This is a genomic window from Rathayibacter sp. AY1B5, assembly GCF_002932795.1.
Classification (GTDB): domain Bacteria; phylum Actinomycetota; class Actinomycetes; order Actinomycetales; family Microbacteriaceae; genus Rathayibacter.
Window position 1 is genome coordinate 33,523 of sequence record NZ_PSWM01000011.1, and the last position, 20,372, is coordinate 53,894.

Below are 20,372 nucleotides of genomic sequence, written 5' to 3' on the forward strand. Positions count from 1 at the left end.
CTCCGCGGCCTGGCGCGTCAGAGATCTCCGCCAGCGCGATTCGTCCCTCCCCAGCGCGGGATCCGGGCACTCCTCCACGGATCCGTGCGATCCCCGTCCGCCGCCTCCACGCCCTGCTAGCGTTTCCTGGGTCGCGTCCAAGAAACGCGAACGCCTCCGACCCCTCCACGAAAGACGTCATGCCGCTGCGCCCCCGCCTCCTCGCCCTCCCCGCCGCCGTCGCGGCCGCCGCGCTCCTGCTCAGCGGCTGCACCGCCGAGACGCGCGACGCCTCCAGCACCCCCGTCGACGGCGGGACGCTGACCTACGCGTCCGGCGACGCCGAGCCCACCTGCCTCGATCCGCACGTCGGCGGCAACTACCCGCAGGCGCTCCTCGCGACTCAGGTGCTCGAGTCCCTCGTCTCGCGCGACGCCGACGGCACCATCACGCCGTGGCTGGCCGAGTCGTGGACCGTCTCGGACGACGCGCTCAGCTACGACTTCACCCTGCGCGAGGGCGTGACCTTCACCGACGGCACCGCCCTCGACGCGGAGGCGGTCGCCGCGAACATCGCGCACCTCCAGGACCCGGCGACCAAGTCCTCCACCGGCTACCTCGCGGTGGCGAAGGTCGCCTCCGTCACGGCCGTCTCGCCGACCGTCGCCCGCTTCACCCTGACCGCGCCGGACAGTGCGCTGCTCGAGTCGCTCGCGCAGCCGTGGACCGCGATCGAGTCGCCCGCCGGCATCGCGCGTGGCGAGGAGGCCAACTGCGAGGCGCCCGTCGGCACAGGCCCCTTCACCGTCTCGGAATGGGTCAAGCAGGACCACGTGACCCTCACCCGCAACGAGGCCTACGACGCGTCGACCGGCCCGACCGGGGACGGCCACGAGGGCCCCGCGCACCTGGCGAGCATCACCTGGCGCTTCATCCCCGACTCCGCCACCCGCTACGCGGCGCTGCAGTCGGGCGAGGTCGACGTGCTCGACAACGCGCAGCCCGACACCCTGAAGGCCGCGACCGGAGCCTCCGACCTTGTCGAGCTCGACGCGCCGCGGCCGGGCTCGGTCAACCGCCTCGAGCTCAACTCCGGCCAGGCGCCGTTCGACGACGAGTCCGTCCGCGAGGCGTTCGTCCGCGGCGTCGGCGTGAACGACGCGATCGACTCCCTCTTCTTCGGGACGGCCGAGCGCTCCTCCTCTCCGCTGTCCAGCCGCGAGGCGACCGCGTACTCCGACCCGTCGCTCTTCGAGGACGCCGGGTCCGACTCCGAGGTGACCGCCGCGGAGGATCTGCTCGAGAAGGCCGGCTGGGTCGACTCGGACGGCGACGGCATCCGCGAGAAGGACGGCACGCCGCTGACGCTGCGCTTCCCCGTCAGCACCAACCAGTCGATCCCGGCCGAGCAGTCGCTGTTCGAGCAGATCCAGGCCTCGGCGAAGACCCTCGGCTTCGACGTGCGGATCAGCCTGCTCGACCTGTCGAGCTGGTACACCGCGCTCGCGTCGAACGAGTACGAGCTGGTGAGCGCCCCGTACACGAAGGTCGGGCCCGACGTGCTGCGGATCCTCTACTCCTCCTCGGGCATCACCCCCGCGCCGAGCGGCTACTTCGCCAACCACGCGCAGATCGCCGACCCCGCTCTCGACTCGCTGCTCGAGCAGGCGAGCGCCACGACCGACGAGGACGCCCGCGCCGACCTGTACGAGCAGGCGCAGCGGATCGTCCTCGAGGGCTACTGGATCCTGCCGCTCTACGACCAGCAGAACCACTACCTGCACCGGTCGGCCGTCCAGGGACTCGTCGCCCTCGACACCGTGTCGACCCCCTGGTTCGCCGACGCCTGGGTCTGACCCGGCCCTGGAGTGATCGCTGAGGCGCGGGTCCTGTGGCTCCGCGCCTCATGCCGTCGAGCGGCCGCCGCGGGCAGAGCCTCGAGACCCCGTGCTCCGGAGAGAGCGGACCCCGCCGCACCCCGCCCACTGCCCCGACCGGAGAGGAAGACCGCCCGCATGATCCGCCGCGTGCTCCTCCGCCTCGGCGGCGCCCTCGTGGTGCTGTGGGCGGTCGCGACCGCCGTCTTCGTGCTCATCCGCCTCGTCCCCGGCGATCCGGCGCAGGCGATCCTCGGCGGTCCGGGGTCGCAGGCGTCGCCCGAGGCGCTCGCCGCGGTGAGGGAGCAGTACGGACTCGATCAGCCGCTCCTCGTGCAGTACCTGGTGCAGCTCGGCAGGCTCGCGCGCGGCGACCTCGGCACCTCCTACTCCCTCCGCACCCCGGTCGCGCAGATCCTCGGCGAGCAGCTGCCCGGCACTCTCCTGCTCGCCGTGCTCGCGCTGACCGCCGCGTGGATCCTCGCGCTCGCGACCGCCCTCTGGTCGACCCGGGGCGGCCGGCTCGCCGCCGCGGTCGGCTCCGGCCTCGAGCTCACGGCAGCCGCGCTTCCGCACTTCTGGCTGGCGACCGTGCTGATCGCCGTCTTCGCGACCGCGCTGCGCTGGCTGCCCCCGGTCAGCACCGGGTCGCCCGCCGGGCTGGTGCTGCCGACGCTCACTCTCGCGATCCCGCTGGCGGGCTTCCTCGGCCAGGTGATGCGCCGCTCCCTCCTCGACGCGCTGGAGTCGCCGTTCGTGCTCGCCGCCCGGGCGCGCGGCGAGGGCGAGCTCGGCGTCCGCGCCCGCCACGCGCTGCGCCACGCGGTGCTGCCGGGGGTCTCGCTCTCGGGCTGGGCATTCGGCTACCTGATCGGCGGGGCCGTGGTGGTCGAGACGATCTTCGCGAGGCCGGGGCTCGGCCGGACGCTGCTCGCGGCGGTGACGGTCCGTGACGTGCCGGTGGTGACGGGAGTCGTGCTCGTCACGGCGGTGGCGTACATCGTCGTGACCCTCGCCACCGATCTGCTGACGCGCGTGATCGACCCGCGTCTGGCACGGCGGGAGGCGGTCGCGTGAGCGAGCTCGAGCTGCGCGCCGCCCGCCCGCTCCGCCGGGGCGCGTCCCGCCTCCGCGCGGGCGAGGTGCTGGCCGCGGTCTTCGTCGTGCTGCTCCTGCTCGCCGCCGTCGCGCCCGGGCTGCTCGCCCCCTCCGATCCGCTCGCCGTCGCCCCGCGCGACGCCTTCACCCCGCCGGGCGCCGCGCACCTGCTCGGCACCGACGAGTCCGGCCGCGACGTCCTCAGCCGCCTCATCGCGGGGGCGGGCGCGTCCCTGCTGATCGGCGCCAGCGCCACCGCGATCGGACTCGTCCTCGGCGCGGTGCTCGGGGTGGTCGCGGCGTTCGGCGGCCGCGTCGTCGACGGAGTGATCGGCCGCGTGCTCGAGGTGCTCTTCGCGTTCCCCGCACTCCTGCTCGCGCTGCTCGTGATCGTCGTCACCGGCCCCGGAGTCGTCCCCGCCACCATCGCGGTCGGCCTCTCCACCGCGCCGGGCTACGCCCGCATCCTGCGCACGCAGCTGCTCGGCATCCGCGACTCCGGCTACGTCGAGGCGGCGCGGGTGCTGGGGCACGGGCCGGTCCGCATCCTCCTCCGTCACGTCCTCCCCAACACCTTCGGGCCGCTCGCCGTGCTGGCGACCCTCGGCGTCGGCCAGGCGATCGTCTGGGCCTCGGCCCTCAGCTACCTGGGTCTGGGCGCCGAGCCGCCCGCGCCGGAGTGGGGCGCGATGCTCTCGGCGGGCCGCACCTATCTCGCGAGCGCGTGGTGGCTGACCGTGTTCCCGGGACTGGCGATCGTGCTGACCACGATCGCGACGACGGTCCTCGGCGGGCGTCTGAGGGGTGCGCGGTGAGCGCGGTCGTCGTCGACGGGCTCCGGGTCGCCTTCGACGGCGTCGAGGTGGTGCACAGGGTCTCGCTCCGCGTGGAGCCGGGGGAGTGCGTCGCGATCGTCGGCGAGTCCGGGTCGGGCAAGAGCGTCACTGCGCGAGCGCTGCTGGGACTGAGCGGAGGCGCCGTGACCGGGAGCGTCCGCGTCGGCGGGACCGAGGTGGTCGGCGCGGGCGAGCGGGAGCTGCGGCGGCTGCGCGGCGGATCCGTCGGCTTCGTGCCGCAGGACGCGCTGCTGTCGCTCGACCCGCTGCGTCCGATCGGCCGCGAGATCGGCGACGTGCTCCGCCTCCACGGCCGCCCGCCCGCGGCCGAGCGCGCACAGCGGACGATCGAGGCCCTGGCGAGCGTCGGCATGCCGGAGCCGGCCGAGCGGATGCGCGAGCGCTCCGGCGACCTCTCCGGCGGGCTCCGCCAGCGCGCCCTCCTCGCGGCGGCCGTGGCGCTCGACCCGCCGCTGCTCGTCGCCGACGAGCCGACCACCGCGCTCGATGTCACCGTGCAGGCCCGGGTGCTCGAGCTCTTCGCCGAGCAGAAGGCGCGCGGCCGGGCGCTCGTCCTGGTCTCGCACGACCTCGCCGTGGTGGCGGGCCTCGCCGACCGCATCCTCGTGCTGGCCGACGGCCGCGTGGTGGAGGAGGGGACCGCGGCCGAGGTGCTGCGCGCGCCCCGCAGCGCCGAGGCCCGCGCGCTCGTGGCGGCCGTCCCCGCGGGGCGCCCGCGCGGCTCCCGGCTCACCGACCCGACCGCCCCGGCCACCCCGCCCGACGCCCCCGGCGAGGTCGTGGTCGCGGCCCGCGGTCTGGCCGCCCGCTTCGCGCTGCCCGGCGGAGGAGTGCGGGTCGCGGTCGACGGCGTCGACCTCCAGCTGCGACGCGGCGAGACCGTGGGGCTCGTCGGGGAGTCCGGATCGGGCAAGAGCACGGTGGCCCGGCTCGTGCTGGCCTTGCGGCGTCCGGACGCAGGCGCCGTCGAGCTGTTCGGCGAGCCGTGGTCCGCAGTGACGGAGCGCTCCCGCCGTCCCCGCCGCCCGCGGATCGGCGCCGTCTACCAGGACAGCCTCTCCTCGTTCGACCCGCGCTGGAGCGTCGGCCGCCTCCTCCGCGACGCCGGCACCGCCTCCGTGCCCGCGCTGCTCGAGAGCGTGGGACTCGACCCCGCCCTCGAGCGGCGCTCGCCGCGGACCCTCTCCGGCGGTCAGCGCCAGCGCGTCTCGATCGCCCGGGCGCTCGCGACGCGCCCCGACGTGCTGATCTGCGACGAGCCCGTCTCCGCCCTCGACGTGTCGGTGCAGGCTCAGATCCTCGACCTGCTCGACGACCTGCAGCGCCGTCACGGCCTCGCCCTCCTCCTCATCTCGCACGACCTCGGCGTGATCGCCCACATGAGCGACCGCATCGCCGTGATGCGCGAGGGCCGGATCGTCGAGGCGGGTCCGGCCGCGTCGCTCCTGGCCGCGCCGCAGGAGGAGTACACCCGCCGCCTGCTCGCCGCCGCCCCGCGCCTCGAGCGCTGAGCCGTCCGCGGCTCCCCGCGCCACCCGCCCGCCGAGACGCCGCGCGCCTCGCCGCGACGCCGCCTCCACAGCGGTGCCCCGCCTGCCCAGCGGTGCCTCGAAGCGCGCCCGCGCAAGCCCGCGCCGCGAATACGCCGCACCTCCACCACGTGTCGGACCTGCGGCGTAGCGTTGCCGAGGTGATGCGCCCGACGACCCAGACCCTCGGCCAGCTCCGTGCCTCCGGGCACGTGCAGAAGAGCCTCCGCACCGAGATCCGCGACAACCTGCTCGACGCCCTGCGCGAGGGCCGCGACCCCTGGCCGGGCCTGCACGGCTTCGCCGAGACGGTCATCCCGCAGGTCGAGCGCGCCGTCATCGCCGGCCACGACATCGTCCTGCTGGGCGAGCGCGGCCAGGGCAAGACCCGCCTCCTGCGCACCCTCGTCGGCCTGCTCGACGAGTGGACGCCCGTCATCGAGGGATCCGAGCTCGGCGAGCACCCCTACGAGCCGATCACCACGGAGAGCCGCCGCCGCGCGGAGGAGCTGGGAGAGGACCTGCCCGTCGCGTGGAAGCCCCGTGAGGAGCGCTACGTCGAGAAGCTGGCCACCCCCGACACCAGCGTCGCCGACCTCATCGGCGACGTCGACCCGATGAAGGTGGCCGAGGGCCGCAGCCTGGGCAACCCCGAGACGATCCACTTCGGCCTCATCCCGCGCAGTCACCGCGGCATCGTCGCGATCAACGAGCTGCCGGACCTGGCCGAGCGGATCCAGGTCGCCATGCTCAACGTGATGGAGGAGCGCGACATCCAGATCCGCGGCTACGTCCTCCGCCTCCCGCTCGACGTCCTCGTCGTCGCGAGCGCGAACCCGGAGGACTACACGAACCGCGGCCGCATCATCACGCCGCTGAAGGACCGCTTCGGCGCCGAGATCCGCACCCACTACCCGACCGCGCTCGTCGACGAGGTCGCCGTCATCCGGCAGGAGGCGGACCTCGTCGCGACCGTGCCCGACGCGCTCATCGAGATCCTCGCCCGCTTCACGCGGGCCCTGCGCGAGTCGAGCTCGGTCGACCAGCGCAGCGGCGTCAGCGCCCGCTTCGCCATCGCCGGCGCCGAGACCATCGCCGCGGCCGCCCTGCACCGCGCCACCCGCCGCGGCGAGGAGGAGGCGGTCGCCCGCCCCATCGACCTCGAGACCGCCGTCGACGTGCTCGGCGGCAAGATCGAGTTCGAGTCGGGGGAGGAAGGCCGTGAGGACGAGATCCTCGACCACCTGCTCCGCCAGGCGACCGCCGAGACCGTCCGCGCCCACCTGCGCGGGGTCGACCTCGGGCCGCTCGTCGAGGCGGTCGAGAACGGCGCGATGATCACGACCGGCGAGCAGGTGACCGCCCGCGAGTTCCTGGCCGGCCTGCCGCTGCTCGGCGAGGCCCGCGTCTACGACGAGGTCGCCGAGCGCCTCGATGCCGTGGGGGAGGGGCGCCGCGCCGGAGCGGTCGAGCTCGCCCTCGAGGGCCTCTACCTCTCGCGGAAGCTGAGCAAGGAGACGGGCGGGGGCGAGGCCGTCTATGGCTGATGCTCCGCGCGGCAACCGCCGGCTGAAGCGCGATGCGCGCTACGCGAAGTACGACGGCGGGCCCGATCCGCTCGCCCCTCCGGTCGACCTGAAGGAGGCCCTCGACGCGATCGGCGAGGACGTGATGGGCGGCACCTCGCCCGAGCGCGCCCTGCGCGAGTTCCTCCGCCGGGGCGCCCGCGACCGCGAGGGCCTCGACGACCTCGCCGCCCGCGTCGCCGAGCGACGTCGCGAGCTCACGCAGAAGAACAACCTCGACGGCACGCTCCGCGAGATCCGCGAGCTCCTCGACAAGGCCGTCCTCGCCGAGCGCAAGCAGCTCGCCCGCGACACGCAGATGGACGACGGCGACCGCGCGCTCGCCGAGATCCAGCTCGAGAGCCTCCCGCCCTCACCGGCCGCGGCCGTCTCGGAGCTGAGCGACTACCGCTGGCAGAGCCCCGAGGCGCGCGCCGACTTCGAGCGGATCCGCGAGCTCCTGGGCCGCGAGATGCTCGACCAGCGCTTCGAGGGGATGAAGCAGGCCCTCGAGAACGCGAGCGAGGAGGACCGGGCCGCGATCGACGCGATGCTCCGCGACCTGAACGAGCTGCTCGAGGCGCACGCGCGCGGCGAGGACACCCCCGAGCAGTTCGACGCCTTCCTGGAGCAGCACGGCGAGTACTTCCCCGAGGGCCCGGAGTCGGTGGACGAGCTGATCGACGCGCTCGCCGCCCGCGCGGCCGCGGCCCAGCGGATGCGCAACTCGATGACCGCCGAGCAGCGCGCCGAGCTCGACGCCCTCGCCCAGCAGGCCTTCGGTACGCCGGAGCTCCTGCAGTCCCTCGGCCGCCTCGACGAGACCCTGCGGGGGCTCCGCCCCGGCGAGGACTGGGGCGGCTCCGAGCGGATGGACGGCGAGCAGGGGCTCGGACTCGGCGACGGGACGGGCGTGTTCCAGGAGCTGGCCGACCTCGACGCCCTCGCCGACCAGCTCGCGCAGACGGACCGCTCCTCCCTCGACGACCTCGACCTCGACCTGCTGGCGAAGCGCCTGGGCGAGGACGCCTCCGTCGACGCGCAGACGCTGAAGCGCCTGGAGCGGGCACTGCGCGACTCCGGAACCCTGCGCCGCGGCTCCGACGGCCGCCTCGCCCTCAGCCCGAAGGCCATGCGCCAGCTGGGCAGGGCGCTCCTGCGCGACATCGCCGAGACCGTCTCCGGCCGTCAGGGCGCCCGCGACGTCCGGCGCGCAGGCGCGGCGGGCGAGCGCTCCGGAGCGACGCGCTCGTGGGAGTTCGGCGACACCGAGGCCTGGGACATCCCCCGCACGGTGACCAACGCCCTGACCCGCACGGCCGGCGAGGGCCGACCGGTCGGCTCGGGCGTGCGCATCCGGATCGACGACGTCGAGGTGCAGGAGACGGAGGCGCGCACGCAGGCCTGTGTCGCGCTCCTCGTCGACACCTCGTTCTCGATGGCGATGGACGGCCGCTGGGTGCCGATGAAGCGCACCGCGCTCGCCCTGCACACCCTGATCAGCAGCCGGTTCCGCGGGGACGCGCTGCAGCTCGTCGCCTTCGGCCGGCGCGCCGAGGTGATGGACGTCGAGCAGCTGGTGGGCCTGGACGCGGAGTGGGACAAGGGCACGAACCTGCACCACGCGCTGCTGCTGGCCAACCGGCACTTCCGCAAGCACCCGAACGCGCAGCCGGTGCTGCTCATCGTCACCGACGGCGAGCCGACCGCGCACCTCGAGCCCGACGGCGGCGTCTTCTTCGACTACCCGCCCGACCCGCTGACCGTCGCCGTCTCGGTCCGCGAGCTCGACGCGTCGCTCCGCCTGGGCGCGCACACCACGTTCTTCCGCCTGGGCGACGACCCGGGCCTCGCGCGCTTCATCGACTCGCTCGCCCGCCGGGTCGGCGGCTCGGTGGTGAACCCGGAGGCGGAGGACCTCGGCGCGGCCGTCGTCTCCTCCTACCTCGGCGCTCGCGGCGCGGGTCCGGGCGGCGGCGGGACGCCCGGCGAGGAGCTGTTCGGCCGGGGCTGGAGCTTCTGAGCCGTCCGCACGCCGGATGAGCCGTTCACGATTCAGGACGGATTCGCTGCCGGACCTCGGGATCGGCGCGAACCGGCCGCTCCGGAGACGTTCGTCCTGAGTCCTGAACGCGTCAGAACAGAGGCCAGGGCACCGACGGCATTCCGCCGCGCGGGCCGGGGAAGCGGCCGAAGGAGCCGAGCCTCTCGCAGCGCTTCGCGAAGGCGGCGACCTCGTCCTCGGTGAGCAGCTCCGAGAGCGCCTCGCCGAGCGGGCCGTCGATCTGCGCGCGCAGGAGCGCCAGCGCCGTCAGCTCCTCCTCGAGCAGCGGTTCGCCGATCCAGCCCCAGAGGACCGTGCGCAGCTTGTGCTCGGAGTGGAAGGTGAGCCCGTGGTCGACGCCGTAGCGGTGGCCGTCGGGCAGCGCGAGCACGTGCCCGCCCTTCCGGTCCGCGTTGTTGGCGACGACGTCGAACACGGCCATCCGGCGCAGCGCGGTCGAGTCCTCGTGCACGAGCGAGATGTCGCGGTCCTCCTCGTCGCTGCCGTCGAGGACGTGCCGCCATCCGTCGGGCACGGAGTCGGCGGGCACCAGGTCGACGGCGTCCTGGTCCGGATCGATGTCCTGCCAGAGCTGCACCATGCCCGGACCGAGCGGACCGTCGCGCAGCCACGTGCGCGGCACCACGTTCCAGCCGAGCGCCTCCGAGACGAGGTACGCGGCGACCTCGCGGCCCGCGAGCACGCCGTCCGGGAAGTCCCACAGCGGCTTCTCGCCCGAGATCGGCTTGTAGACGACGGACGTCTCGCCGAGCTGCGCGAGGAACGTCGCGTTCGAGGCGATCGTGATCCGGCCGGCCAGCTCCAGCTCGCCGTCGAGCCCGCCCGGGTCGCTCATGCGAGCGGGCAGTCGTGCCCGTCGGGATCCATCGGCTCGCCGCATCGAGGGCAGAGCGGACGTCCGGCGCCGACGACCTCGAGGGTGCGCTTCGCGAAGGCGCGCGCCGTCCCGACCGGGATCTTCACCTGCAGCATCTCGGTGGGCTCGGGCTCCTCCTCGGAGTCGTCCTCCGCCTCGGTCAGCGGGTAGGCCTCGATCACGATCTGCGCGGTGGACGGGTCCCAGCCGAGGCTGAGCCCGCCGACGCGGAACTCGGGCTCCACGGGCTGGTCGAGCGGATCGTTGTCGACGAGCTCCGGGGGAGTGCCGGCGGGGACGCTGACCGGGTTGCCCTGGGCGGTCATCAGCTGGTCGAGGATCTCGTCGATCTTCTCCGCGAGGAGGGCCGACTGCTGCTTCTCGAGGCCGACGCTGACCACGCGGGGCCCGGTCTTGGCCTGGAGGTAGAAGGAGCGCGAGCCGGGTGAGCCGACGGTCCCCACGACGACGCGATCGGGCCAGTCGAATCCGTGCACGATCGGAGGCATGCCCTCAGTCTACGAGCGCCCGCCTCCGCAGTGGCTGCGCGCGTCGGGCTCCCCGTTCAGGTGGAGGCGTGTCGAGAGAGGACGGGTCTCGACACGCCGCTGCCCGGCCCCTCCTGCTGCTCGGGGAGCCCGCCCCTCCTGCTGCTCGGGGAGCCCGGAGCGGGCGCATCGAGATCCCGCACCGCCGAGCACCCGCACCCCTGCCGCTCGATCAAGCCCCGAAGCGGGCCTCTCGAACCCCCGCCTACTCGTGCCCCGCCCCGCCCCCCACGGCGGCGTCCGCCACGGGGGCCGCCTTCCGCAGCCAGCCCAGGTCCCCGGCGTCCGTGTTCATCGCGACGACCTCGGGCCGCCCCGCGCCGTAGCGGATGATCGACACCGACGCCGGTCCGACGCTGAGCCTCTGGAACAGGTCGAGGTGCATGCCGAGCGCGTCCGCGAGGATCGCCTTGATCGTGTCGCCGTGGCTCACCGCCGCCCACACCGCGCCGGCCCCGTGCTCCTCCGCCACCGCCGCGTCGTGCCTGCGGATCGCCGACACGGCCCGGGCCTGCATCGCGAGCATCCCCTCGCCGCCGGGGAAGACCACCGCGGAGGGCTGGTTCTGCACCGTCGCCCAGAGCGGCTCCGTCGCGAGATCCCGCAGCGAGCGACCCGACCAGTCGCCGTAGTCGCACTCGGTGATGCCCTTGTCGATCACGGTCGCCGGCGATCCGGTCTGCCGCTCGAGGACGAAGCGGGTGGTCTGCCGGCACCGCTCGAGCGGGCTCGACACCACGGTCGCGAGCTCGACCGCTGCGAGCCGCTCCCCGGTGCGCGCCGCCTGCGCCCGTCCGACGTCGTCGAGCCGCACTCCGGCGGTGCGTCCGGCGAGGATCCCCGCGGTGTTCGCGGTGGTGCGTCCGTGCCGGACGAGGAGGAGCGTGGGCATGGGGCCAGCGTAGGCGGCCGTGCTCCCGCCCCGCCCTGTCGGACCGCCGGGGCCGCTGCGGCGCGAAGATCCCGCTCCGCCTCGCCGGACCATCGGCGCCGCTGTGCCGCGAAGATCCCGCTCCGCCCCGCCGGGCTGCCGAGCTTGCGGTGCGGCACTGATCCCGCCCCGTTCCGCGCCGCCCCGCCGAGCTGCCGGGTCGCGCCGGCGCGTTCCGCGCGACTCCACCGCTGGACGGATGCCCCGGCCGCAGCGCCTGCCTAGGGTGGACGAGCGGCCGCCCACCGCGGCCCGGAAGGGACACACATGGACGGGACGACGCCCCCCGGCATTCCCCAGGACGGCACGGACACCGAGAGCTCCGCCGCCGCGCGCACCGCCGCGGACGGCACCGCTGCCCAGCACTCCGACTCCGAGCGCACCGACTCCGCGACCCCCGCGTGGGCCGCCCCCGAGGCCTCCGGCCGCCACGGCGAGGTCGCCCTGCGGATCCGCGGCCTCCGCAAGCGCTTCGGCGACAAGGAGGCCGTGAAGGACATCGATCTCGACGTCCCCGCCGGCTCCTTCTTCGGGCTCGTGGGCCCCAACGGCGCGGGCAAGACGACGACCCTCTCGATGGCCACGGCCCTGCTCCGCCCCGACAGCGGCGTCGTCACGATCCACGAGGTCGACGTCTGGAAGGACACCCTCGAGGCGAAGCGGCTGATCGGCGTCCTCGCCGACGGGGTCAAGCTGTTCGACCGCCTCACCGGTCTCCAGCTCGTCACCTACTACGGCCTGCTCTGCGGGCTCGAGCGCTCCGTCGTCGTCGAGCGGACCGACGACCTCCTCGCCCTGCTCGGCCTCGACCCGGCCGACCGCACCCTCGTCGTGGACTACTCCGCGGGCATGACCAAGAAGATCGCGCTCGCCTGCGCGCTCGTGCGCGCCCCGCGCCTCCTGGTGCTCGACGAGCCGTTCGAGTCGGTCGACCCGGTCTCGGCGGCGAACATCCGCGACATCCTCACCGGCTTCGTCGCGTCGGGCGGCACGGTCATCGTCTCGTCGCACTCCATGGACCTCGTCGAGCGGATGTGCGACCGGGTCGCGGTCATCGCCGACGGCCGCGTGCTCGCCTCCGGCACCCTCGAGGAGGTCCGCGCCGGCTCCAGCCTCGAGGAGCGCTTCGTCGAGCTGGTCGGCGGCCGCACCCACCAGGAGGGCCCGGCATGGTTGCGCATCTCCTGAGGCTGCGGCTGCTCCTGCTCCGCAACTCGCTGACGCGGAACGTGTGGCAGCTGATCGGCGTGATCCTCGGCGGCCTCTACGCGATCGCGGTGCTCGGCCTGGTCGCGGCCGGGCTGGTCGCGCTCGGAGGCACGGACCCGGCGTTCGCGAACGTGGCGATCGTGCTCGGCGGCTCCGCTCTGATCCTCGGCTGGGTGCTCGGGCCGATCTTCCTGTCCGGCTCCGATCAGAGCCTCGACCTGCCCACCCTCGCGACGTTCCCGATCCCGCTGAGGACCCTCCTCCTCGGGCTCGCCGCCGCGGGCCTCGCGGGCATCCCCGGCGTGGTGACCTCGCTCGGCGCGCTCGCCTCCGCCGCCGCCTGGTGGAGCCGGCCGATCGGCATCCTGCCCGGCCTCGTCGCTGCGGTGATCGGCGTCGCGACCTGCGTGGTCGCGTCCCGCCTGATCGGCGCGCTCACCACGGGCCTGGGCTCGAGCCGCCGCTACCGCGAGGTGATCGGCGGCGTCGTGCTCGTCGTCGTCATCCTGCTCGGACCGCTCTTCGTCGGCCTGACCACCGTGATCCGCGACGGCCTGGACGTCCTGCCCGTGATCGCGGGCGCCCTCGGCTGGTCGCCGCTCGGCGCGATCTGGGCGGTCCCGGGATCCGTCGTCGCGGGCGACGGGGTGGCGGCGGTCGCGCGCCTGCTGATCGGGATCGCGACGCTGGCCGTCCTCGTCTGGGCGTGGGCCCGGGCGCTGCGGCACGCGCTCGCGGAGCCCGCCGCGTCCGGCGCGCACTCCGCTTCCGGATCCGCGGGCCTGGGCCTGTTCGGGCGCTTCCCCGGCACCCCGACCGGCGCCGTCGCCGCGCGCGCCCTGGGCTACTGGTGGCGCGACCCGCGCTACAGCCGGGGGCTCCTCGTCATCCCCGCCGTCGTCGTCCTCGCGGTCTTCTACTCCGCGATCGGCAGCGGCGGCGACACCTTCGTGCTGCTCTCGGCCGTGCTCGTCGGTCTGATCTTCGGCGTGACCCTCTGCGCCGACGTGTCGTACGACGGCACCGCCTGGGCGGCGCACGTGAGCTCCGGAATGACGGGGTCGGCCGACCGCGCCGGTCGCGTCATCGCCGCCGCGATCATCGGCATCCCGGCCGTGGTCGTCGTGGCGGTGGGCACCGCGCTGTACGCGGGACGCGCCGACGCGATCCCGGCCGTGCTGGGCATGGCGCTGGCCCTCGTGCTCAGCGGGTTCGGAGTGTCGAGCGTCGCCTCGTCGCTCGTCGTGTACCCCGTGCCCGGGCCGGGTGACAGCCCGCTGAAGACGCCGCCGGGCTCCGGGATGATCTCGAGCGTCGTGATGCTGGGGAGCATGGCCGCGACCGGCCTGCTGGCGCTCCCGTCGATCGTCCTCGGCGCGATCTCGCTCATCGGCGGCGACCCGGCCTTCGGCCTGATCGGACTGGCGGCCGCCCTCGTGCTGGGCACCGTCTTCGCGCTGGTCGGCATCCGCGTCGGCGGCCGGATCGTCGACCGCCGAGCGCCCGAGCTGTTCGCCGCCCTCGTGACGATCGGCTGACGCGGACGCGGGAGCGGGGAGCGGGGAGGCGGTGCTCGCCCGCTCTCCGCTCCCCGCCCCTGCCCCCCGCGAGTACTCGAAAGTCGTCGCACTCGAGCGCGAGTGCGACAACTCCTGCGCACTCGCGGGAGCACCCGGGTGGCCGCTCGTCGAGTCTCCGAGAGTTGTCGTAGTCGAGCGCGAGTGCGACGACTTCTGCACACTCGCGGGGGCGCCCGAGTGGCTGCTCGTCGAGTCTCCGAGAGTTGTCGTAGTCGAGCGCGAGTGCGACGACTTCTGCACACTCGCGGGGGCGCCCGAGTGGCTGCGCGTCGAGTCTCCGAGAGTTGTCGTAGTCGAGCGCGAGTGCGACGAGTTCTGCGTACTCGCGAGTGCGACGACTTCTGCACACTCGCGGGAGTGGGCGAGGAGCGCGCGCCCGCGAGTGGGCGCGCACCCGCGAAGGGCCTCACACAGGAGCCGCGGCAGAATGTGGACATGCGCAGCCTCGAAGTCCTCCTCGATCCGGAGTCGGAGGCTCGCGTCCGCAGCCAGTGGGAGGCGCTCGAGGCAGCCGGCATCCCGAGCCTCGCGCTGCACACGTCGGCCAGCAACCGCCCGCACCTCACCCTGGTCGCCGGGCCCGAGCTGACCGCCCCGGAGCCGGGCGCGCTCGGTCCGCTGCCTGCGACGGCCGACCTGGGCGCCGTCCTCCTCTTCCCGCACGCCGGGCGCTTCGTCCTCGCCTGGGGAGTGGTCCGCTCGCCCGCCCTCGACGCTCTGCACGACCGCGCCACGCGCCTCGTTCCGGGCGGCGTCGACACCTCGCTGCCGAGCGCCTGGACGCCGCACATCAGCGTCTCGCGCCGCCTCCGCGCCGAGCAGCTCGGCGACGCCGTCCCCCTCCTCGGCGAGCCGTTCACCGTCGGCCTCGCGGGCGTCCGCTTCTGGGACGGCGACTCGCGCACCCTCACCGACCTCTGAGCCGGACGCCGCAGAAGCGCCCGACGTTCCCTGCAGCAGCCTCCCCAGCCCCCTCCCTCCAGCCCTTCTCCACAGTTCCGCGGACCCCCGGGGCCGCGTCGGAGGCGGCGGGTAGAGTTCCCCGGGTGACAGAGCCCACCGCGACAGCCCTCCCCGCCCCGCCGCTCGCCGACCCCTCGGCGGAGTCCCGCGGCGGCGTCCGGAGCGACGCGGCGAGCGGCGCCCCGGGATCCGGATCCTCCGAGGCGCAGGCGATCCTCGAGAAGGTCTTCGGCTACGGCTCGTTCCGCGGCGAGCAGCAGGCCATCGTCGAGCAGGTCATCGGAGGCGGCGACGCCGTCGTCCTGATGCCCACCGGCGGCGGCAAGTCCCTCTGCTACCAGATCCCCGCCATCGTGCGGCCCGGCACCGGCGTGGTCGTGTCCCCGCTCATCGCACTGATGCAGGACCAGGTCGACGCCCTCCGCGCGAACGGCGTCCGCGCCGAGTTCCTCAACTCCACGCAGGACGCGGGCGAGCGCGGCCGCGTCGAGCGCGCCTACCTCGACGGCGAGCTCGACCTGCTCTACGTCGCCCCGGAGCGCCTGGGCAACGAGGGCATGAAGCAGTTCCTCGCCCGGGGCCGGATCGCCCTCTTCGCCATCGACGAGGCCCACTGCGTCAGCCAGTGGGGCCACGACTTCCGCCCCGACTACCTCGCACTGGGCGAGCTCGCCGAGCGCTGGCCCGACGTCCCGCGCATCGCCCTCACCGCGACCGCCACCGAGGCGACCCACCGCGAGATCACCTCGCGCCTGCACCTCGGCGCCGCCCGCCACTTCGTCTCGAGCTTCGACCGCCCGAACATCCAGTACCGGATCGTCAACAAGGTCGAGCCGCGCAAGCAGCTGATCGACTTCCTGCGGCGCGAGCACGCGCACGACGCGGGCATCGTCTACGCCCTCTCGCGCAAGAGCGTCGAGGCGACGGCCGAGGCGCTGCGCTCGGCGGGCTTCGACGCCGTCGCGTACCACGCGGGCCTCGACTCGCGGGTGCGCGCCGCCGCCCAGTCGCGGTTCCTCCGCGAGGAGGGCGTCATCGTCTGCGCGACGATCGCCTTCGGCATGGGGATCGACAAGCCGGACGTGCGGTTCGTCGCGCACATCGACCTGCCCAAGTCGGTCGAGGGCTACTACCAGGAGACGGGTCGCGCCGGCCGCGACGGACTGCCCTCCACCGCGTGGCTCGCCTACGGCCTGCAGGACGTGGTGCAGCAGCGCCGGATGATCGACGAGTCGCCGGGAGACCTGGCGCACCGTCGGCGGATGTCCGCGCACCTCGACGCGATGCTCGCGCTCTCCGAGACGGTCCAGTGCCGCCGGGTGAACCTGCTCGCCTACTTCGGCCAGGAGAGCACGGCCTGCGGCAACTGCGACACCTGCCTCGAGCCGCCCGCCTCCTGGGACGGCACCGTCGCGGCGCAGAAGTTCCTGTCGACGGTCGTCCGCCTCAAGCGCGAGCGCAACCAGCAGTTCGGCGCCGGGCACATCATCGACGTCCTCCGCGGCAAGACCACGCCGCGCACCACCCAGCACCAGCACAACGGCCTGGCCACCTGGGGCATCGGCGCCGATCTCAGCGACACCCAGTGGCGCGGAGTCGCCCGCCAGCTCCTCGCGCAGGGCCTCCTCGGCGTGAACGACGACGGCTTCGGCACGCTCGTGCTCACGCCCGCGTCCGGCTCCGTCCTCAGCGGCGAGCGCAAGGTCGAGCTGCGGCAGGAGCCGGAGAAGCCGGCCCGCTCCAGCGGATCCTCCCGCTCCGGGCGGTCCACCGTCGCCGAGCTGTCGGGTGAGGCTCAGCCGCTGTTCGAGCGGCTCCGGGAGTGGCGCGCCGCGCAGGCCCGCGCGCAGGCGGTCCCGGCCTACATCGTCTTCAACGACGCGACCCTCCGCGAGATCGCGACGGCCGAGCCGGCGACGATGGACGCGCTCAGCATCATCGGCGGCGTCGGCCAGAAGAAGCTGCTCACCTACGGAGAGGCCGTGCTCGCCGTCGTCGCGGGGGAGAGCCCCGAGATCGCCGTCCCGGAACCCGGTGAAGAGGCTCCCGCTCCGCGCCGTGCGTCGGCCGCCCGTGGCGGGTCCTCCCGCTCGGGAGGAGCGAAGCCCTCGTTCGGCCGCGAGTCGTCCGGTCCGCCGGTGTCCGCCGCTCAGCCGCCGGAGGACGACTGGGTACCGCCGGACGAGCCCGACTGGGAACCCGGCTGGGACAGCTACTGATCCGGTCCTGAGACACGGCCGCCGCGCTGTCGGCCGTGGCGGGCGTCCGCCCTTCGTCGGCGGCGAGCGGGATCGTCCTCAGCCGGCGGCGCCCGTCGACGCCATCCACCCGCCGATCAGCGTGCAGCCGAACGAGACCGCCAGACCCGCGACCGGTACCCAGAACGCCAGCCGGCGGCGCACCAGCAGCACGATCGAGACGACGACTGCCGCGAGGAACGGCACCCACACTCCTCCCGCAGCGAGGACCATCCCGCCCTCGATCAGGCCGATGTCGCAGGCGCTCGATCCGCCGCACGAGTCGCTGGCCATCGCGAAGAACAGCCCGAAGAACGACAGAAGCAGCGTGACCGCGGAGGCGACGAGGATCAGCACGATCGTCAGCACCACGTCCCACACTCGGGCGGGGGGCCGGGTCGGGGCCGCCGTGCCCGGCGCATCCGGCGTCCCGGAGCCCGGTACCCGGGTACCCGACGCTCCCGCCGTTCCCGAGGCCGCCGCACCGACAGCAGCCGGGGGGCCGGCCGTGGGCGACGCGGGCACCGGAGGCCGGGCCGGCGGAGGGGGAGGCAGTGGCGGCTCACTCATGACGAGAGACTAGCGATGCGGTGCCCGCGGAGGCGCCCCTTCCTCCGCACCGAGCCGCACCCTCCTCCGCTCCGCACGCCGCCGCCCGGAACCTCCGCGCGCCCCGCCTCCGCCTGGTCGGTTCCGACAACGCGCTTCCGCCTCCACCCGGCGCCGTTTGTGCCCGGGCGACGGAACGTTTCCGCCGCGCCGCCGCGCGTCCTACCGTGCGAGGACCGCCTCCGCTGCCGCACCCGCCGGCGCACGACGCACCGGGAGCGGCCCGAACCGCAGACGGTCGAAGGGACACGAACACCATGGTCAGCACCGCTCCCCACCCCCGCTCCGCCGCCGACGCCGCCGATCGGGCGGCCACCGGACGCACGCGGGCCCGGCGCTCCGGCTCGGGCCCCATCGCGCCCACGCCGCCGGTCGACTCCCTCGGCTCCGAGGTCGACGCGCGCCTGGACGAGGACGGCGCCCCCGCCGTCGACGTCGCCGCCCTCGGGGAGACCCTGCTCGGCGCCTGGCGCGAGCAGCGCCTCGCCAGCCGCGCCCTGACCGCCCGCCCCGAGCTGCACCGCACCGACGGCCTCCCGATGAAGGAGCACCGCCTCCGCGTCTCGGAGCAGATGCGCGTGCTCGCCGCCGAGGGCGGCGTGCACCGCGCCTTCCCGGTCGACCTCGGCGGGGAGGCCGACCACGGCGGGAACATCGCCGGCTTCGAGGAGCTGGTCACCGCCGATCCCTCCCTGCAGATCAAGTCCGGCGTGCAGTGGGGGCTCTTCGGCGCCGCGGTCCTGCACCTGGGCACCCGCCCGCACCACGAGAAGTGGCTGCCGGGGATCATGAGCCTCGAGATCCCGGGCGCCTTCGCGATGACCGAGACCGGGCACGGCTCCGACGTCGCATCGATCGCCACGACCGCCACCTACGAGGACGGCGAGTTCGTGCTGAGGACCCCGTTCCGTGCGGCCTGGAAGGACTACCTCGGCAACGCCGCGGTGGACGGGCGCGCGGCGGTCGTCTTCGCGCAGCTGGTCACCCGGGGCGTGAACCACGGGGTCCACGCCTTCTTCGTCCCGATCCGCGACGAGCAGGGCGCGTTCCTGCCCGGTGTCGGCGGCGAGGACGACGGGCTCAAGGGCGGTCTGAACGGGATCGACAACGGCCGCCTCCACTTCGACGGCGTCCGCGTCCCGCGCGAGAACCTGCTGAACCGCTACGGCGACGTCGCCGCCGACGGCACCTACTCCTCGCCGATCGCGAGCCCGGGCCGCCGCTTCTTCACCATGCTCGGCACGCTCGTGCAGGGCCGCGTCTCGCTCGACGGAGCCTCGGTCGCCGCGGCGAAGATCGCGCTGACGGTCGCCGTCACCTACGGCGACCAGCGCCGCCAGTTCACCGGCGGCGGTGAGCGGGAGGAGGTGCTGCTCGACTACCAGCGGCACCAGCGCCGCCTCCTGCCGCGCCTGGCCACCACCTACGCCGCCGCCTTCGCGCACGAGAAGCTGCTGAGGGCGTTCGACGAGGTCTTCTCCGGCGCGAACGACACCGAGCAGTCGCGGCAGGACCTCGAGACCCTCGCCGCCGGGCTGAAGGCGCTCTCGACCTGGCACGCTCTCGACACGCTGCAGGAGGCGCGCGAGGCCTGCGGAGGCGCGGGCTTCCTCGCGGAGAACCGGCTGACGCAGCTGCGCGCCGACCTCGACGTCTACGCGACCTTCGAGGGCGACAACACCGTGCTCCTCCAGCTGGTCGCCAAGCGCCTGCTGACCGACGTCGGACGCCGCTTCAAGGGCGCCCAGCCCGCGGAGCTGGCGCGGTACGCCGCCTCGCAGGTCGCGGGGGCGACCGTCGACAACTCCGGTCTGCGCCGTCTGGCCCAGGTCGTCGCCGACCGCGGATCGACGGCCCGATCGGTCGGCCAGCTGCGGGAGGACCAGCGCGAGCTGCTCACCGGCCGCGTCGAGAGCATGGTCGCGGGGATCGCCTCACGGCTGCGCCCGGCGTCGAAGCTGCCCGCGGACGAAGCGGCCCGCCTGTTCAACGCGCACCAGAGCGAGCTGATCGAGGCGGCCCGCGCGCACACCGAGCTGCTGCAGTGGGAGGCATTCACGGAGGCCCTCGCCGGCGTCGAGGACGCGGGTACGCGCACCGTCCTCACGTGGCTCCGCGATCTGTTCGGCCTGGGCCTGATCGAGAAGCACCTCGACTGGTACCTCATCCACGGGCGCCTGTCGTCGCAGCGCGCGGTCGCGGTGACGTCGTACATCGACCGCCTGCTCGCCCGCATCCGCCCGCACGCCGCCGACCTGGTCGCGGCGTTCGGCTACGGGCCCGAGCACGTGCGCGCGGCGATCGCGACCGGCGCGGAGGCGGAGCGCCAGGAGGAGGCGCACGCCTGGTACGAGGCCGCCCGGGCCTCCGGCACCCTCCCCACTCCGGAGAAGCGCCGCTGACCCCCTCCGCGAGATGCCACCTGTGGCGGTCGCCCCCGGCGTGTCGCCATCACAGGTGGCATCTCGC

General features: G+C 74.3%; 15 protein-coding genes. 11 read left to right on the top strand and 4 right to left on the bottom strand.

Going from position 1 to position 20,372, the window contains the following annotated elements; all coding sequences use genetic code 11:
* Nucleotides 1–179: 179 nt before the first annotated feature.
* From C5D44_RS08870 to C5D44_RS08895, 6 genes are all read left to right on the top strand, one after another.
* Entirely contained in the window at nt 180–1,835 is a 1,656-nt protein-coding gene (locus tag C5D44_RS08870; RefSeq protein WP_104281431.1) for an ABC transporter substrate-binding protein, read from the top strand.
* A 159-nt stretch (nt 1,836–1,994) separates the two neighbouring features.
* A complete protein-coding gene (locus C5D44_RS08875) occupies nt 1,995–2,933 on the top strand; it encodes an ABC transporter permease (RefSeq protein ID WP_104277150.1) in 939 nt (312 codons plus the stop codon).
* Nucleotides 2,930–3,769 carry an ABC transporter permease gene (locus C5D44_RS08880; RefSeq protein WP_104277151.1) on the top strand — a complete coding sequence of 280 codons (840 nt, stop codon included), beginning with the start codon at nt 2,930–2,932 and terminating at the stop codon, nt 3,767–3,769. Before C5D44_RS08875 ends, C5D44_RS08880 begins: the two co-directional genes overlap by 4 nt.
* Nucleotides 3,766–5,322 carry an ABC transporter ATP-binding protein gene (locus C5D44_RS08885; RefSeq protein ID WP_104281432.1) on the top strand — a complete coding sequence of 519 codons (1,557 nt, stop codon included), beginning with the start codon at nt 3,766–3,768 and terminating at the stop codon, nt 5,320–5,322. The genes C5D44_RS08880 and C5D44_RS08885 overlap by 4 nt, the downstream gene beginning before the upstream one ends.
* 182 nt (nt 5,323–5,504) lie before the next feature.
* Nucleotides 5,505–6,887, top strand: coding sequence for a magnesium chelatase (locus C5D44_RS08890; RefSeq protein ID WP_104281433.1), 1,383 nt, complete (start codon nt 5,505–5,507; stop codon nt 6,885–6,887).
* Nucleotides 6,880–8,928 carry a VWA domain-containing protein gene (locus C5D44_RS08895; RefSeq protein WP_104281434.1) on the top strand — a complete coding sequence of 683 codons (2,049 nt, stop codon included), beginning with the start codon at nt 6,880–6,882 and terminating at the stop codon, nt 8,926–8,928. The genes C5D44_RS08890 and C5D44_RS08895 overlap by 8 nt, the downstream gene beginning before the upstream one ends.
* Before the next feature lie 112 nt (nt 8,929–9,040).
* Here C5D44_RS08895 and C5D44_RS08900 read toward each other — a convergent pair whose 3' ends face one another.
* The 3 genes from C5D44_RS08900 to C5D44_RS08910 form a co-directional block, all read right to left on the bottom strand.
* Nucleotides 9,041–9,805: an SCO1664 family protein gene (locus C5D44_RS08900; RefSeq protein ID WP_104281435.1), complete on the bottom strand. Its 765-nt coding sequence runs from the start codon at nt 9,803–9,805 to the stop codon at nt 9,041–9,043.
* The gene (locus C5D44_RS08905; protein WP_104225051.1) at nt 9,802–10,335 is read right to left on the bottom strand and encodes a DUF3090 domain-containing protein; all 534 of its coding nucleotides are present in this window, start codon (nt 10,333–10,335) and stop codon (nt 9,802–9,804) included. Before C5D44_RS08905 ends, C5D44_RS08900 begins: the two co-directional genes overlap by 4 nt.
* Nucleotides 10,336–10,579: 244 nt before the next feature.
* Nucleotides 10,580–11,266, bottom strand: coding sequence for a histidine phosphatase family protein (locus C5D44_RS08910; protein WP_104277155.1), 687 nt, complete (start codon nt 11,264–11,266; stop codon nt 10,580–10,582).
* A 306-nt stretch (nt 11,267–11,572) separates the two neighbouring features.
* Here C5D44_RS08910 and C5D44_RS08915 point away from each other — a divergent pair, with 306 nt between their 5' ends.
* The 4 genes from C5D44_RS08915 to recQ all read left to right on the top strand — a co-directional run bounded on the left by C5D44_RS08915 (nt 11,573) and on the right by recQ (nt 17,276).
* Nucleotides 11,573–12,493, top strand: coding sequence for an ABC transporter ATP-binding protein (locus C5D44_RS08915; RefSeq protein WP_104281436.1), 921 nt, complete (start codon nt 11,573–11,575; stop codon nt 12,491–12,493).
* On the top strand, nt 12,475–14,052 hold the full coding sequence (locus C5D44_RS18045) for a transporter (RefSeq protein ID WP_181118477.1): 1,578 nt from the start codon (nt 12,475–12,477) through the stop codon (nt 14,050–14,052). The genes C5D44_RS08915 and C5D44_RS18045 overlap by 19 nt, the downstream gene beginning before the upstream one ends.
* A 477-nt stretch (nt 14,053–14,529) precedes the next feature.
* On the top strand, nt 14,530–15,015 hold the full coding sequence (locus C5D44_RS08925) for a hypothetical protein (RefSeq protein WP_104281438.1): 486 nt from the start codon (nt 14,530–14,532) through the stop codon (nt 15,013–15,015).
* Between the two features lie 125 nt (nt 15,016–15,140).
* The gene (recQ, locus tag C5D44_RS08930; protein ID WP_104281439.1) at nt 15,141–17,276 is read left to right on the top strand and encodes a DNA helicase RecQ; all 2,136 of its coding nucleotides are present in this window, start codon (nt 15,141–15,143) and stop codon (nt 17,274–17,276) included.
* 78 nt (nt 17,277–17,354) lie between these two features.
* Here recQ and C5D44_RS18305 read toward each other — a convergent pair whose 3' ends face one another.
* Nucleotides 17,355–17,864 (bottom strand): DUF6264 family protein, encoded by a 510-nt coding sequence (locus tag C5D44_RS18305; RefSeq protein ID WP_219815336.1) that lies wholly within the window; start codon nt 17,862–17,864, stop codon nt 17,355–17,357.
* 296 nt (nt 17,865–18,160) lie between these two features.
* Between C5D44_RS18305 and C5D44_RS08940 the strand changes: the two genes are divergently transcribed.
* Nucleotides 18,161–20,305 carry an acyl-CoA dehydrogenase gene (locus C5D44_RS08940; RefSeq protein ID WP_104281440.1) on the top strand — a complete coding sequence of 715 codons (2,145 nt, stop codon included), beginning with the start codon at nt 18,161–18,163 and terminating at the stop codon, nt 20,303–20,305.
* Nucleotides 20,306–20,372 lie beyond the last annotated feature (67 nt).

What these genes read in the sequence shown, in the direction of transcription:
- C5D44_RS08870 (WP_104281431.1), top strand. Translation starts at nt 180, where the DNA reads ATGCCGCTGCGCCCCCGCCTCCTCGCCCTCCCCGCCGCCGTCGCGGCC.
- C5D44_RS08875 (WP_104277150.1), top strand. Translation starts at nt 1,995, where the DNA reads ATGATCCGCCGCGTGCTCCTCCGCCTCGGCGGCGCCCTCGTGGTGCTG.
- C5D44_RS08890 (WP_104281433.1), top strand. Translation starts at nt 5,505, where the DNA reads ATGCGCCCGACGACCCAGACCCTCGGCCAGCTCCGTGCCTCCGGGCAC.
- C5D44_RS08895 (WP_104281434.1), top strand. Translation starts at nt 6,880, where the DNA reads ATGGCTGATGCTCCGCGCGGCAACCGCCGGCTGAAGCGCGATGCGCGC.
- C5D44_RS08900 (WP_104281435.1), bottom strand. Translation starts at nt 9,805, where the DNA reads ATGAGCGACCCGGGCGGGCTCGACGGCGAGCTGGAGCTGGCCGGCCGG.
- C5D44_RS08905 (WP_104225051.1), bottom strand. Translation starts at nt 10,335, where the DNA reads ATGCCTCCGATCGTGCACGGATTCGACTGGCCCGATCGCGTCGTCGTG.
- C5D44_RS08910 (WP_104277155.1), bottom strand. Translation starts at nt 11,266, where the DNA reads ATGCCCACGCTCCTCCTCGTCCGGCACGGACGCACCACCGCGAACACC.
- C5D44_RS08915 (WP_104281436.1), top strand. Translation starts at nt 11,573, where the DNA reads ATGGACGGGACGACGCCCCCCGGCATTCCCCAGGACGGCACGGACACC.
- C5D44_RS18045 (WP_181118477.1), top strand. Translation starts at nt 12,475, where the DNA reads ATGGTTGCGCATCTCCTGAGGCTGCGGCTGCTCCTGCTCCGCAACTCG.
- C5D44_RS08925 (WP_104281438.1), top strand. Translation starts at nt 14,530, where the DNA reads ATGCGCAGCCTCGAAGTCCTCCTCGATCCGGAGTCGGAGGCTCGCGTC.
- C5D44_RS18305 (WP_219815336.1), bottom strand. Translation starts at nt 17,864, where the DNA reads ATGAGTGAGCCGCCACTGCCTCCCCCTCCGCCGGCCCGGCCTCCGGTG.
- C5D44_RS08940 (WP_104281440.1), top strand. Translation starts at nt 18,161, where the DNA reads ATGGTCAGCACCGCTCCCCACCCCCGCTCCGCCGCCGACGCCGCCGAT.